Origin of the sequence: Pseudoalteromonas sp. L1 (genome assembly GCF_021728095.1) — a bacterium.
Lineage (GTDB): Bacteria > Pseudomonadota > Gammaproteobacteria > Enterobacterales > Alteromonadaceae > Pseudoalteromonas.
On the sequence record NZ_JAKKCT010000004.1, the window covers coordinates 1 to 15,708 of the forward strand.

Genomic DNA, 15,708 nt, shown 5'->3' on the forward strand with positions numbered 1-15,708 from the left:
TGTCCCGAAGGACATGCTCAATGAATTCTGAATTTTGATATCTTTCGATATCGAATTGACTGTGCTGCAATAAATAAATTTATTGCCGTTGGTCACTCAGTTCAATTGAGACTCTAAATTTGTTTGCGTTACTTAGTAAACTAAGCGTCGCTGTTAGAACTCAATCTGTACGAGTGCCCACACAGATGATTGCTTTATATTGTTAAAGAACGTTTATGAGACTTTTGCGTCTCAAGGGCTGTGCATTCTACGCAAGCCGTTATTCTTGTCAACACTTAATTTTGAGAAAAGTTACTTTTTTAAGAAACGTTTCAAAATTCAGTTTTACTTGACACCCTGAGTTGCTCTTGCCTCGCTAAGCGTTGCTGTCTGCCGTCTCAGTGGGGTCGCATTATAGGGATGCAGCGAATTAACGCAAGCACTTTTTCAAGAAAACTTTAAAAAAACTGCCTTTTGAGTCCTTTTTAATCTAAACACCACAAAAGCGAAACTTTATTAACGCCTCAGTAACTTTTCAGCCGTATTTAAGGCCATAAAAGTATAATGCTCTAAAAACAACAAAGCCCAGCAACATAGCTGGGCTTTTAAAAAGTTCGCGTTTTTAGCTGTTAAGCAATGCCGTATTGATCACGGTATCCTTTTACTGCGGCTAAATGCTCATCCATTGTGCCTTTGGCTTCTAGGTAACTAATTAAGTCAGCTAGTTTTACAATAGAGATAACTTTAGTACCAAAGTCGCGCTCGACTTCTTGAATAGCAGATAACTCAGCTTTACCTTTCTCTTGGCGGTCAAGTGCAATTAAAACACCACTTAAATCTGCACCGTTATCAGCAATTATTTCCATTGACTCACGAATAGCTGTACCCGCAGTGATCACGTCATCAACTAACATGATCTTACCTTTAAGTTCAGAACCTACTAATGTACCGCCTTCACCGTGTGCTTTTTTCTCTTTACGGTTAAAACAGTAAGGTACATCTTTGTCATGATGATCAGCTAACGCAACTGCTGTCGTCGTTGCAATCGGGATACCTTTATAAGCAGGGCCAAATAATACATCGTAATCAATACCTGCATCTTCAAGTGCTGCCGCATAAAAGCGACCTAAACGTGCTAGGTCACGACCTGTATTAAATAAACCAGCGTTAAAAAAGTAAGGGCTAGTGCGGCCAGACTTTAAAGTAAACTCACCAAACTTAAGCACCTGCTTTTCGAGTGCAAATTCAATAAACTCTTTTTGATAATCTTTCATAACGAATCAACCTACTTCTTTATTATGCTAATGCTTGCTTTTGAATGTCGATAATCTCACGGATTGAGTGCTTAGCTAATGTAAGTAACTCATCTAGTTCATCGAATGAGAAAGGCTCACCTTCAGCTGTACCTTGAATTTCGATAATTTTGCCAGTTTCAGTCAAAATCACGTTCATGTCTGTTTCTGCTTCAGAATCTTCTAGGTACTCAAGGTCACTAATTGGCTGACCTTTATATACACCTACTGAGATTGCCGCAATCATATGCTTAAGTGGGTTTGAATTGATCATACCTTTACTACGCATATAAGTAAGCGCATCAACTAAAGCAACACATGCACCACTGATTGACGCAGTACGCGTACCGCCATCAGCTTGAATAACATCACAATCGATAGTAATGGTGTTTTCGCCTAACGCTTTTAAGTCAACCGCGGCACGGAGTGCACGTGCGATTAAACGTTGAATTTCCATAGTACGACCGCCCTGCTTACCGCGCGATGCTTCACGACCATTACGAGTATGTGTTGAACGAGGTAACATACCGTACTCAGCCGTAACCCAACCTTTACCTTGGCCTTTCATAAAGCGCGGTACACCAGCTTCAACAGTCGCTGTACACAAAACTTTAGTATTTCCAAACTCTACTAACACTGAGCCTTCAGCATGCATAGTGTAATTGCGTGTAAATGTAACTGGTCTAATTTGGTTAGGTGTTCTTTCGCTTGGACGCATTAACGATCCCCTTAATTCAGAATTTGCCACATTATAAGTATATATACGAACAGATGCCATGTTGATTTACACTATTAACTGCAACAGAAAAGTACATTTCAGAAAATTTACGCTAGAGGTTAAAAACTGATGCGGTATAATCAGTCAACTTTGTAAACAAATAACACTAGGAAATCATCCATGATCCACAGCATGACAGCTTATGCGCGCCGCGAAATTAAAGGCGAATGGGGCACTGGCACTTGGGAAATTCGTTCAGTAAACCAACGTTACCTTGAAACTTTTATCCGCGCACCTGAGCAATTCCGTGGCATGGAGCCTGTTATTCGTGAGCGTTTACGCAAACACTTACAACGCGGTAAAGTTGAAGTTTTCTTAAAATTTGCAGCAAACCCTGCCCATGTTGGTGAGCTTAGTATTAATGAATCACTCGCTGAGCAGCTAATAAAAAGCGCACAATGGGTGCAGCAACAAAGCAATGGTGACATCAACCCTGTTGATATTTTACGTTGGCCAGGTGTTATGGAAGCTGAAGAGCTCGACATGGATAGCGTAAATAAAGATTTAATTGCGGGGTTCGATGATGTAATTGAAGATTTCAAACAAGCTCGCGGCGATGAAGGCGCAAACTTGCAAGAAATGATAGCTACTCGCCTTGATGCAATTTTAGAACAAGTAGCCATTGTGGAAAGCCACTTACCAGAAATCGCTAAATGGCAGCGCGAAAAATTAAACCAAAAGCTAGAAGAGCTAAAAACCGACATCGACGAATCTCGCCTTGAACAAGAGCTAATTTACCTAGCACAAAAACAAGATGTAGCCGAAGAACTCGACCGCTTAAAGTCGCATGTTAAAGAAACCAAAAAAATCCTAACTAAAGGCGGCGCATGTGGCCGACGCTTAGATTTTATGATGCAAGAGTTTAACCGTGAAGCAAACACCTTAGCATCAAAGTCTATCAACAGTGACATCACTAACGCTGCGGTAGAATTAAAAGTATTGATTGAGCAAATGCGCGAGCAAATTCAGAATATTGAGTAGCGTTCGCCAACTTCCTATAATGGCCGCAACCACTTGTAATTATTAGAAATAAGCATAAACAGCGTTCGTAAAAGTCTATGTACGCCCACCAAAATCCACAACCAGCTGGTGGGCAAATCGGTGGGCAGAGTAGCATTTACAAAGACGAAAGTGGTGGGTAATATAAACCTCGAGTAAATAGGACTTGAGGTGAGTATGGCTGCAACAAATAAGCTAACAGTTAAGGAAGTTGAGTCAAAAATAAAGAATGGTGAAGTAGGTCGCTATGCAGATGGTAGTGGCTTGTACTTTGTGATGCCAAAGTCTGGTACTCCTTACTGGATGCTCCGCTATACCTCCAATAAAAAGCGTAAAGAAATGACTCTTGGAAAATACGCAGATATTTCGTTAAAAGGTGCTCGATTTGAAGCGGCATCAAAAATGAAACAACTCAGGGAAGGCCTGGATCCTTTACTCGCTAAAAAACGTGCTGAGCAAGAGAGCATAAAAACTGTAAATGATCTCTTTGACGAGTGGTTCAAAGAGCTATCTAAAAGGCTTAAGCACCCTAATATACCTAAAAGGGTCTACACCAAAGATATCGCACCTCATATCGGTGAGTTTAAGATTGAACAAATAAGCTCTAGAGACATTAGGACTGTAATCACTTCAATTAAAGACTCTGGTCGCCCTTCTATTGCAAATGATGCGTTAGGCTACTGTAAGCAACTGTTCACTTTCGGGATTAAACTAGATCTCATAGCAAACAATCCGGCATTAGCGTTCTCGTTTAGTGATGCTGGAGGTGTAGAAAAAAGCCGAGAAAGGGCTTTAAGCAAGGATGAACTTAGGCAGTTCTTTTCAGTTGCAAAGGAAAACAATCACAGTTTTTCCCGTGACAATTACCTTGCCTGTTTATTACTGCTTTGCTTAGGGGTTCGTAAATCGGAATTATGCGAAGCTAAATGGAACGAATTTGATTTAGATGAGGGCATATGGGAGCTCCCAGCAAATAGAAGTAAAACAGGAACTGGCTTTACGATACCTCTAGCGCCTGAAGTACTCGAATGGCTTAATGAATTAAAAGTTAGAGGATTTAGCTCTGAATATGTTTTTCCAAGCCGTCGCAGCAGCAAAAAGCCACATATGGGGGCTGACACGCTTAATAGAGCTATCTCAAAGTTATTTGGCCACGAAGCCGGCAAAAAAAAGCAACCACCCAACCTAATGGGTGATGTGCCTCATTTCACTGTTCATGATCTTCGCCGGACTTGCCGTACTCTTCTCGCCCAACAAGGCACACCAGGCCATGTTGCCTAGCGATGTCTAAATCATAAGCTGAAAGGTGTTGAGGGCATCTACAATAAACATGATTATTTAGCTGAACGAAAGGAAGCTCTTAAAAACCTGTCTTCAAAAATAATTTCATTAACATGATATTTAATGGGGAAAAAATTCCCCATATGAAATTATTAAACGGCAGTTAACGTATCCCCACCATGCTTAGTTACCCTTGGGCGACATTGAATTTTCATTGCGTCGCTAACAAACGCGTTATCACTTGCTTTGCTTGACCAAATGTAAGCTTCACCTGGCTTCAGCGAGCCCAACTTTTCAGGTGTTAATGATTTCAGTCCAATACAAGCCTTTTGAATATGCTTTAACCAATCTGGAGCATTAAACTTATGCAAAATAATCTGTGAAGACAGCTGAATAAGTTCCACTGGCACTGAAGGCGGATCTTGACTAGCGATCATCACGCTTGTTCCTTTGTGTCTCATTTCACGGACAGTTTCAACCAACCCTTTCACTAAGTCAGGACTATCGATGTATTTATGACACTCATCAAAAACTATTAGCTTATTAAAGGTATCGTTTTTATATTTTGCTTCAGAGAAAATTTGTAGAAGAACAACAAAGAGACCTAAAGCCTCATCTTTTTCTATAAACTCATCTCTAATATCAACGACTATCATTCTCCCAGGGCGGATAAGGGAAGCTACACTTAATTTGTCATCAATATATTGTTCAGCAAATTCAAGTCTCATCTCTGCCAAATCTTTCAGCGTGTCAGACAAATTAGAGTCTTGAATACCATTTCTAATAGCTTCAATCGTCAAGTTTTTCCTGTTTCGCCTCATTATATTGCCAAGCTGGCGAATGTAGGCGGCCTGATTACCAACAGCGCCCATTAAAAACTTCCAATGGCCCGCTTGAAGCTCTGAAGAGCAGAACTTCAGAGGATAAACTTCTATTCCCGGATATTCAGATTGTCGTTCCGATAACTTATCTTCTGGCGTCAATAGCACTACGTCATCCAAAGACGTTGGCTCAGCTCCATAAGTAGACTTGAGTTTAGCTAATTGAGAAGCATCATCATTCGCTGCAATCATTGATGTAAATTCGGGTTTATATTCCTGAGTCTGGCTATAGTGGAATATTACGCTTGCAAGCTCTTTATGCAGAGTATTAATCGCAGGAATTGATTTGGTCGCCATTTCAACAATAGACCCCAAGGTATAACTCTTACCTCCACCTTGAACGCCAAATAGGCTCAGTGTGTGCGTGTGATTTAAATCTAGTGCAACCTTGCGTCCTTGGACTTCTCCAAGAAGTCCAAACTGCTGTGAGTCACCGTTAACACCTAGTACAATATCGTGAGGAACAACTTCTACTTCAGTAGTTGACGGCTCAGGCTCAGGCTCAGGCTCAGGCTCAGGCTCAGGCTCAGGCTCAGGCTCAGGCTCGTTAAAATTATTATCGACAGAATTTAAATTACTAGTAACTTTCTCTTCTTTTATCGAAATTTCACTCACTGTTTCCGCTGAAGCTTCTGCTTCATTCAAAGGGTAAGAAGTGTTACTCGTTTTAGGTTCTTTATCATCAATCGCAGGCTCCAACTCAATCGATGCTTGAGACACCAGCTCGTTCCACGAAACAGTTCTATCACGTTCTTTATGCAAAAATTCCGCAGAAGTTAATTTTGGTAACGACAGCTCTATGGTGTCCAGCGTTACTTCTGACAACTCTTCGTCCTCAACTGGCCCCGTAGCTGAAAGCAATTCATCAATGTGATTTCTACCTACTCGGTGAAACTCAATCCCAACTTCATTTTCAACACCGTTGTTATCCTGACCAAAATCAAAAATAACAGCACTACGAGTTATTGCTAGCTTGTATCCTTGCTCTAGGGTTCTCAGCAAAAACTTAGCTTCTTCAATCACATCAGCACTAAGCAAACCGAATCGCTCAGATCTCTTGAGGTAGTGTTCTAATAAAACGCAAAGTTTCTGTGTTTTAACTAATCTATCTGGTCTGTCAGGAGAAGTTCTCGCTAAGTCAAAATGGCGTTGTAAAACTTTTTCTGACTCAGATATTTGCTCCGCAATACTTTTTTTCAGTGTTTCATACTTCGATAAATCACCGACTTCTGAATAGCATTTTACTTCAATAAGGTTACACCTGATTGTTCGTGTAGATGCATCTAAATCAAACAATGCTAGGTCTGTACGCTTAAAGCTGATCTCCGAACCTAACTCTCCATCAGCCTTTTGCAGCTCAGAGTAAAGTTCTATATGGGCATCTAAAGGTACTACAACCTGTTCTTTAAAGACGCCCTGGTATTCCAGATATAACTTAGATAAAGCCAAGCCCAAAGCTTCTGATTTTGAGGCGCTATTCGAGGCAAGTTTTAGTGCAAGTCTTCCCGATAAAGCTCTCAAGGAATCTAGCACTCTAGTTGCTTTATTTACATCAGGAACTATTTGGTGTTGCTCTAACGTTCCTTTTAACAAAGCCTCAATTTCTGTCGTCGAGCGCGAAGTAATTACAAAATTGTGAGTATTAGAAGCAGCCATTTCAGGGCTATGGTCAATAAGGTAATCAGGTCGACCATCTTTACCACCATGATCAAAGAACTCTATTCCTAAGTTTCGATCTACTGTGAACACCCAATCACTAACTTCGTGTAACTGATTGAGCAATGCCCTTTCTTTTGAGTCCAGCGACAACCTAACAACTGGAACTTGCTCCAATGAAAAGCTTCCTGTTGCAAGAGAAGCTGTTATCGCCGACATCATTTTTGGAAGTTGTGCCAACGCTGTGGAGACTTGTCCACCGAATAGCATTTTAGCAGCACCATGGCGAGTGTGCCGGTCCCAAGCTATAACACCATTTTCATCAAAATAATCAACACAATAGTCTTGATACAAACCGTAAACAGGAGCAACTTGTTCGTCTGCTTGAGGCCTAATGACCGACAACTCTTCAGCAGGGAAAACGTCAAATAGCATGCTCAAGTGAGAACTGAACTCTTCCGGAGCTTCTTCAAACTCAGAAGTAGATCTTAGCGAAACACTTAACCTTGGTACTAAATGGTTGTCAGAAGATTGAAATAGTTCATTATCGCTATTGGAATCATCATTACTGTTAATCAGTTTAAACAGCTCAGCCCCCACCTCTAAAGCGTATGGGTCCTCAACAAATAACCTTATATCAAAACAAATGTGTTTTAATTCTTGCTTCTTTCTAAGTGTCAACAGCATTCCCGCAACCGCACTTGCGGAACCAGCATTGAACACATTAATTGATAAGCAAGATACGTAAGGATGTTGAACTAAATAGCGCTCTACCTTATTTGCTAAGTAAGTGCTACTTTGCTTACCGACCTGTTGATAATCATTTTTAATTCCAAGCGTAGTTTTTATTTTGTCGATGAGCGACTGCGGCTCTCGTTCTTGGGCTGATGCCAATACACTCCAAAACGGATGAATACTATCGAGCGCAACCATCAGCTGCCCTTGGGCGTCAGGTAGAACGTAAGGAAAATTAGTCAAAGAAAGCTCTTCTAGGAGACTATTTTTACTGCCTATTGCAATTTCTTTACTTACTTTTTCACTTTGTCTAGCCCAAGTTTCAGCTAGTGAAGACCAGCCTCCTAACCACAAGCACCTCAAAGGGTGAGTCGGCCCAAGTACCAGAGCTTGCTTATAACTACCATCGTAATTCCAAATAACGATAGAAATAGAATCTAATCGAAGCAAAGCAGAAAGCTCAGCTGTATAGTCTTTCCCATTTTCAGTAGCTTGAAATACTGCCGCTAAATATTCCAAATAAGCTTTAGAATATTCGTATGCTTCATGTGAAGTAGATACATGATTATGAGCAACAGAAATTAGAGCTTTTTCACCCTGTGAAATTAAAGCAAAGTAATTTTCACGCGCTTTTTTAAAGTTTTCAAATTGCTGCTCTACATCACTAACAGGCCAATCAACTATGTCAGGTCCCGGTTCTTGTGCTTGTTCATTTCGAATCTCAACCCGCCAGGTAATTGCAGACATAGGATTAGCAAGTATCTTTTGTTCAAAGTCTTTCAAGTAAGTGGCTACTGGGATCTGTATGCTTCCGCCTTTTTTAAACTTAATGTTTAGCAAGGATTCGGATTTACTCTTTGTTTCCTGCCAATTTGACTCAATTACTTCAGCGTTAACGAATTTATTAGTCTCTGTAACCTGTGTAAATTCTGCTTTAATTTTTGCATGAGCTAACGACGCTTCCCTGACTTTTCTACCAGGAACTGGCTCTACCTCTGCTTCAACAGCAGGCAACACATAAAACAACTCACTTTCATTGACTCGTGAACCTGCGTCATCGGCACTAGACGTCCCCCAAGGAATAGGATTTTGATCGTCATCCACTAAAGATAATAACTCTTCATTTTCGTCAAATGCCTGAACTCTTACGTAATGCCAACCTTCTTCCCACTCTATACCTGTTAACTTATTAAATTTAATCGTTACTGTTGACTTAGCTGTTGCCTTGGCAACTTTAATTAAACCAACAAAATCGCCATGTTGACTAAATACTTGAGCTTTGTATTTCGCAAGGCCATTTACTTCTTTAGGGTTTGGCTCTACCGAAAATGACACAGAAAAGTTTTTTATCCCCCCCTGACCAACGGTAAGTACTCGCTGACCTACTAACTGCTGTAAATTAGGATCTTTTTCATCTTCAGGAATTACAGGCAATCCAATTTCAGTTACGGTTAAACATACTGAGTCAGTTACCTCTTCTTCGTATTGAAATCGCCATTTATCAAAGGTAAGAGGCCAATTATTACTATTAACAACAAGCTGTTTACACCAAGCTTTATTGAATAGGCTTTCCTGATCATTAAAAAACAGTGCCAATTTTCTATTAAAATCTTCTCCCTCAAGCTGCAGGTCATAAACCGTAGCAATCGCGGATTTATCTGATTTATTGATTAATTGAATAGATTCATGGTTCTTTACTAATTTTCGCACCAACATTGAGTGGTCTTGGTGCAATCCCAAATCAGGTATCAGTCCTAATTCATATAAAGCAGCTCCTAAAACACTAGGATCAAAGTCGTTTACTTGAATTGTTAAGATATACCTAAGCCATTGATATGGGGTTATTTTCAGCGATGCTTTTTCGTTAAGTATAAAAACGATCTCTTCAACCAATTGTGACAAGGAAGCTGGACACTGTTCTTTAATCGACTGAAAAGCTAATGAATATACGTCCGTAACATCGACATGCTCAAACGTCGCCTCGCCGAACGAATCCTCAGAAGAAGTTTTTAATTCATTTGGCACAAAAACTAATAATGGAGGCCTTAAATTACCTTGCTCATCAGGGTTTCTCAGCTCAACTAGTTTTGTACTCGTAACAGAATAATTTTTCTTTGCATTATAAGCTAAAACAACTACCTGACTATTATCCACTGACTTAGCTAATTCTTCACAAAGCTTATACATCAAGCTGGTATCTAAATCTGAAACCTTCATGCAATGACCTGCACCACGAGTTTCAAGGAGCAACTTAAATTTTGGTAAAAGCACAGTGATTAAGCTTTTTTCAATATCTGCACTTACAACCGTTTTAATTCCCTTAATCATGCGTTACTTCCTTGTACTTTTTTATTTTGTTTTCCGTCAATTTGATATCTAGGGATAATCGTTTGTGTAACAAATGCATCTGAAAGATCACGATAAAAGCCAATCTCCCTTAGGCGCCGTTTAAAGCCTGCCAAGTTGTCTCTCAATGCACTATTTACATCAATCGACTGAGCGCAAAACACATCTGTCTTTGGAAGGGATTCGATAAAAATGCCATAGCGAGTCTTTAGAAAACTCAGTAGCTCGTCAACGCGAAGCTCTTTTGTGTGGAACCCCAAATCTCCCCCTTTTGATAACACTGCTAGTTGCAACATAACTTCAAGCAGCCTTCCATCTAAACAAAAACGCCTCCCGCTATAGTTACCACTATTTTGCTCCAACAAAGCACCAGGTTTATTTTTCAGCATAAAACTATCTAAGTTTTTAACCATCCCTGAGCGAATAGCATTGCCTTGTACGAAAAGTAAAATTTCTATGTACGTTTCAAACTCCGGCAAGCCTAGTTGTGTTATCGCATGTAACTCTGGTGGTATCTCTTCAGATTCACTAGCCGACGATGCTGATGTATCTAATATTCCAGCATTTCGTTGTCCAAAGAATTGCTCTCGATCTTGCTCAAGAGGACTTTCAAGTAATTTAAACAGTTCAGTAACCGGCATCTGCTTAACCGATTTCGAACCGGGAAGCTTACCTTTTTTCGACAAATATTCAGCAAACTCGTCTAATTTCTTAACACCAAAATATGCTTTAATAAACGCTGGTATGCGCTTGTAATGTAAAGTGGCGCTCTGCTCTGCCATTTGATGAGTTAAACTGTTAGTGCCATTTGTCATATCAACAAATATTGCCGTTTGTTGTTTCTCACCTTCTTCTAGGTTTCTTCCCTTACTCTTAGCTAGAGCAGGTAACAGTTTAAATAGCTTTAACTGGTATAAGGCTAGGTGAAAGGCTAAAAGGTTCTTAATGTATTCAACCATCACTGAGCGCGGAATATACTGACGATAAGTCATCAACTTAATAATGTCTTCAGCCAAAGTATCAGCCGCCTGTTGATTAAGTGGCGCAAACCTATCTTGTAAATCAGAATGATCAGGCGCATCTGACTTAACCTGATCGGAAAGTCGTAATAATGCTTGTGTTTCAACATCAACTTGAGAATGACAATCATATTGTCCGGTAGAAGAATCAACGCCGGCAAAAAAGAATTGCTTTAACCTAGAGATTGCTGCTTGCCCACTTTTAGCATGATAAAGTAATTCGTATACTTGTTTTGAAGCCCCGTAATCCCGGCAGTTTTTTGGATTTCTAAATAGGTAAGTGTTACCGTGAAGGGGTCTGGGCGCAGCTACGGCCTCATTTGCTTTACCTCGATTTATAAGATCGACTAAATGTGTTTCTATCCATTTTTCGATGGTAATTGGGGCTTGTGAAAAGCCCTTAAAATATTTTTCATTACGTGAATCTAAGAACTCATCTTTGAACAGATCAACCGTCATTCCTTTAGCACTTAATTTGCTAGAAGCACCATTGTGTTTTAGCCTGGCGAACAAGTGGGTTAAAACGCGATCCATTTCAACTATTTTATAATCTAAATAACTGACCTTATTAGTGCGGAAAGCTTTATCTTTTTTTCCTAATTTCATGACTGTGCCTCCGCAATCAAATGCTCTAGCTGTAAAACACCACCGCTGTCACGTGTAATTTTTTCGTATTTTTGGCCATTCGTAGTCAAAAGTACCTCTTGATACGGGGCTGAAGCGAGCACGTTTTTAAATACTGTCAAACTTAAATAGAAGCTTTGTTCGGCTTGAGCAGATGGAATATAACCCTGATTTAGACGTTGAAGCATTTCAAATAGGTCCAAATCTAAATCTAGCTCGGCGGTTAAACCTGTTTCATCTTGATATTTAAGTAGTAGTGATTGTGGACTGTGTTCAATGTAAGAAGACTTCATGGCCGAGTCTTTAACTTCTATTGAAAAAACATCCGTTGGGAATAATCGGTAGCTCTTAATAGTCCCTTGATTTACTTTTCGCACCTGCATAGCAAGTTGGCCGTTAAAGTAAGCCGGGTTGTGTAACCCTTCACCTCGGTTAATAGCGTTGATTGCTAACGATTTAGCCTCAGCTAAGGAGTATTCTCCTTCTAGATAGCTGACAAGTAACTTTGCGGAGCGATAAGGTAATAGTCCTTTCCAGTTTTCACCTCTGCGTTCAAAGTAAGCTTTTCGCCTTAGCATACCGACAACATGTCGATGAGACAGGTACCTTTCTTTGCTCTCACTTAATGCCGTGCCACTAGGTAGCGCTTGATGTGCATTTTCAAGCAATTGAGTTTCATGCCCACTTCGTTGTTCAAACTGCAGCCAATCTACGGCTTCTAGCCCTAGAAAATCTAAACCGCGATCTAGTCGTACATCAGAACCTTGCGCAATGTCAGTTTCACTAAGTAATTTTAGTAATCTGTCCTGAGTAGTTTTTGAACCACACCAAGAATTAAAGTAATACCCACTTAAAATTTTGTCAGCTTCACCGTTCGCATAAATCTCTTTAATTTCAGAACAAGAGTATTCTCCAACTAGCATGTAACTTAATGCAGAGCGTAAATCTCGCATTGTGATGTGCAACTGGTTTCTTAGACTAGTTAGCTTATATAGATATCCCAATCGTTCAATTACTTTAGGACCGGTTTGCTCATCTCGGAATGTATCTACATTGTGTTTCACATAGCACTTTTCCTTTAGTGCACAATAATCACAACCTTGCCATACTTTCGCCGAAGTCATTTTCTTTATAAGGCGTTCAAATATCGAGTTTTTCTGAGTTTCAGTAGAAGCCAAAACATCGCGCATATTTAGGTTTACAACAGCGACCTCATTTTGCACGGAACCATCTTTCAAACTTTCTTCGACTAACATTTTTAGTGCAGAAAACTCATTGGCATTTTGCGTCAAGAAATCTACCAGTCGACCTTCGTTAATTGCAATCAAGCGAGTTTCGTTATGAGGCCATTTACTAATATCATCACCATGATAAGCATCAAAGAATTCGTCGAGGACGACTTCATTGTCTTTATCGCCTTCATCTTGGCTACCATCGTAATTGGTAATATATTTGTGACCATCTAATTCAAACGAGCAACCATTACCTAACGGGTTTAAAGTTAAAGTTGTACCTTGTTTTTCAACTAAAGATTCTAGCTGTTGAAGAAATGCCGTTTTACCATCTCCAGCGTTACCTGTGATCAGGACTAGACGTAATTGACCAGCTAAAACCGCTGGAGCTAATTCAGTATCTAATGATGTTTCAACATATATAAGTTTCGCGTAATCATCTAATCCACGAGTACCACTATTTGAATGTCTGCTTTGACTGTACAAAGTCAGCATATAATCATGAAATGCTGACTTGCTTGGATTTGAACCATCAGCCAGCGGAGGTAAATGAAATTGAGATGTACTCTCGTCAGACTGGACTTGAGCTTTTTTAAGTTGTTGTACTTTATTTAACGCTTCTAATAATTGGTCTGCCGATTCAAAGCGATCTACACGTTTAGGAGAAATAAGCTTTAGAAGTACCGACGACACGTCGTCCGTTAAGTTAAAACTTTGCGTAAATTCACTTGGATTACGCGCCAATTCGTCAAGTGGTGGACATTGAGTATTTGCCCAAGGGTATTCACCCGTCATAGCTCGATACAAGGTGATACCTAGGGCATATAGATCTCTATCAACTAAGTCTGATGATTGTGGAGTCTCAGTAATGTTTAAATCTGGCGGAAGATATTTTCTTGAGCCACCACCTAGACTTAAATCCTCTGCATCAACAGAAACATTAAAGTCAATGATACGAACTTTACCATCTTTCCATATCAAGTTTTGCGGCTTAATATCACAATGAAAAATATTGTGGTCATGTAAATGCTTAAGCCCTTCCGCTACTTGCTTAGCCATCGTCCACACTTCATGTGCAGTAAGTGATCTTTGCTGTATTAACTCTCCAACGTCTAAGCCTTCTAAATATTCAAAGACAATATATGGAGGTCCATCATTGGGTAAAACATCGGCATCATAAACTTTTACAACGTACGGGTGCTCTGGTAGCTTCAATAATGTCCTATATTCTTGTTTTAAGCGTTCTAATACAGATTCTCGATCTTGAAGAATAAGCTTAACGGCGCGCGATACATCTCCAAAAGTATCAGTAACTTTATAAACAACCCCAAAGCCGCCAGGCTTTCCTAATGGCTGTTGCACAACGTACTTATTGGATAATTGATAGCCGTTTTTAAGCCTTTTGTAGTTTGCTGGTGTTAGTGCCGAAGTCACTTTTTCAGGTTTCATTTTTGTAGGCTCAACAACTTCTTCACCAGACATTCGGGGGTCTGGTTTAGGTCGCCACAATTCATTAAATTTTTCTAAGGCCTGTTCAGCAGTTAAACGCTCAGAAGCTTCTTTATGACATAAAGCTTGAAGCCAACTATCAAATTCTCTTGGTAACTGCTTATTTGAAGTACTAAGTTTATTAGTCAGTACACATGACTTTTCAATCGCTTGCGTAACGGTCTCAAATGCCGCATCACCACTAAATAGCTCGTATATAACTAACCCCAAGCTATAGATATCTGAGGCACAACTAGCAGCATTATTGTCTGCCCATAATTCTGGGGCTTTATACCGGTTAGAAATTCGTTCTTGGACTTCATCAGCAATAGTGGTCGTATTCTCTGCACCTATGCGAGCATAATCAAAATCAACCAGTCTAGGTTGCCCATCTAAACCAATCAGTATGTTATCTGGCGTGATGTTTCTGTGAACAACACCATGTCTGTACATATGGTTCAAAGCAGACAGCATCTCTTTCACCACACGTTTTTTTTGATCAAACGTTATTAAAGACGAGCTTCCCTTTAACTTTGAAGTGAGGCTATTACCAGGTATATCATCCGTAAGTAAGATGTATTTATCTTGCGCTTCTGTTGAAAAGAAATCTTTTACACCAACAATTGCAGAATGAGGTGGCATTTTTGAAATCGCACGATAAGCATTTTCCAACAGGCGCTTTTGCTTGCTGCGTGCTTCATCTGGTAAGTAAGGGTCGGCTTTATAGGCTTTAGCCAGCACAGTGCCGCCTTTGCGGCCAGCGGTAATGTTAAATACACGGTATTCCGTAAAGTACTGATTATCGGTCAAGGTTTCAGCCACTTCCCAGTTACCAAAACGTACACCATGGCTACGCTTTTTGGCCGATTTACCCAAGGCCTCTGCGATAATCTGAATGTACTTAATCACATTGCGCTCAAAGCGCTCTGGAATACGGGCACTGTCGGTGAAGAAACGGGTGCTGTTTTTTAGTGCCACTACATGGCCGCGCTCGCGATCTTCTGGGTCCTTGAACTCGCAATCATCTATGGTGAGCACCACTGCAGTATCCACATAGATGTTTTTTAAATCTCTGTTTGCGCGATTCTGCTTACAAATGAGGCCCGATAACGACTTTGCATTGCCACGTAATTTAGGTAGCGGTGAACGGTAGCTGTTGTGGGCGGTGTGCCACATGGTGCCATCCACCTCAACTTTTCCGTGGATGCCCTTGGCATCCACCAAGTAAATAGCATGGGGCGCTACAACACAGATATCCACTTCAAACAGCTGGTCATACTGTTCAACTTCAAAGCTATGAATAATAAAGTAATCGTCGGGTAATTTTTCTTTTAACCAGGCAATAGCTTTACGCTCTTCATCGTTAACCACATCACCAATTGCAAATACCTGTGCCAT

Annotated in this window: 7 protein-coding genes; 2 read left to right on the plus strand and 5 right to left on the minus strand. The window is 40.2% G+C overall.

Features of this window, described 5'->3' with window-relative positions:
* Window positions 1-608: 608 nt before the first annotated feature.
* Together pyrE and rph are read right to left on the minus strand one after the other, a co-directional pair.
* Window positions 609-1,253, minus strand: a complete 645-nt coding sequence (gene pyrE, locus L3V38_RS12930) for an orotate phosphoribosyltransferase (protein WP_237119669.1) — start codon at window positions 1,251-1,253, stop codon at window positions 609-611.
* A 22-nt stretch (window positions 1,254-1,275) separates the two neighbouring features.
* Window positions 1,276-1,989: a ribonuclease PH gene (gene rph / locus L3V38_RS12935; protein ID WP_062567429.1), complete on the minus strand. Its 714-nt coding sequence runs from the start codon at window positions 1,987-1,989 to the stop codon at window positions 1,276-1,278.
* 180 nt (window positions 1,990-2,169) lie between these two features.
* Between rph and L3V38_RS12940 the strand changes: the two genes are divergently transcribed.
* Both L3V38_RS12940 and L3V38_RS12945 read left to right on the plus strand, forming a co-directional pair.
* On the plus strand, window positions 2,170-3,030 hold the full coding sequence (locus L3V38_RS12940; protein WP_062567428.1) for a YicC/YloC family endoribonuclease: 861 nt from the start codon (window positions 2,170-2,172) through the stop codon (window positions 3,028-3,030).
* A 195-nt stretch (window positions 3,031-3,225) separates the two neighbouring features.
* Window positions 3,226-4,329, plus strand: coding sequence for an integrase arm-type DNA-binding domain-containing protein (locus tag L3V38_RS12945; protein ID WP_346729906.1), 1,104 nt, complete (start codon window positions 3,226-3,228; stop codon window positions 4,327-4,329).
* 152 nt (window positions 4,330-4,481) lie between these two features.
* On the opposite strand, the gene L3V38_RS12950 is transcribed toward L3V38_RS12945, so the two are convergent.
* From L3V38_RS12950 to L3V38_RS12960, 3 genes are read right to left on the minus strand one after another with little or no spacing between them, the layout of a single operon-like run.
* Window positions 4,482-9,929 (minus strand): ATP-binding protein, encoded by a 5,448-nt coding sequence (locus L3V38_RS12950; protein WP_237119670.1) that lies wholly within the window; start codon window positions 9,927-9,929, stop codon window positions 4,482-4,484.
* Window positions 9,926-11,572: a hypothetical protein gene (locus tag L3V38_RS12955; protein WP_237119671.1), complete on the minus strand. Its 1,647-nt coding sequence runs from the start codon at window positions 11,570-11,572 to the stop codon at window positions 9,926-9,928. The genes L3V38_RS12950 and L3V38_RS12955 overlap by 4 nt, the downstream gene beginning before the upstream one ends.
* Window positions 11,569-15,708: a protein kinase gene (locus L3V38_RS12960; RefSeq protein ID WP_237119672.1), complete on the minus strand. Its 4,140-nt coding sequence runs from the start codon at window positions 15,706-15,708 to the stop codon at window positions 11,569-11,571. The genes L3V38_RS12955 and L3V38_RS12960 overlap by 4 nt, the downstream gene beginning before the upstream one ends.

Bases quoted from the DNA above. Each gene is read 5' to 3' on its own strand.
- L3V38_RS12945 (WP_346729906.1), top strand. From the start codon at position 3,226: ATGGCTGCAACAAATAAGCTAACAGTTAAGGAAGTTGAGTCAAAAATA.
- L3V38_RS12960 (WP_237119672.1), bottom strand. From the start codon at position 15,708: ATGGCACAGGTATTTGCAATTGGTGATGTGGTTAACGATGAAGAGCGT.
- L3V38_RS12940 (WP_062567428.1), top strand. From the start codon at position 2,170: ATGATCCACAGCATGACAGCTTATGCGCGCCGCGAAATTAAAGGCGAA.
- rph (WP_062567429.1), bottom strand. From the start codon at position 1,989: ATGCGTCCAAGCGAAAGAACACCTAACCAAATTAGACCAGTTACATTT.
- L3V38_RS12950 (WP_237119670.1), bottom strand. From the start codon at position 9,929: ATGATTAAGGGAATTAAAACGGTTGTAAGTGCAGATATTGAAAAAAGC.
- pyrE (WP_237119669.1), bottom strand. From the start codon at position 1,253: ATGAAAGATTATCAAAAAGAGTTTATTGAATTTGCACTCGAAAAGCAG.
- L3V38_RS12955 (WP_237119671.1), bottom strand. From the start codon at position 11,572: ATGAAATTAGGAAAAAAAGATAAAGCTTTCCGCACTAATAAGGTCAGT.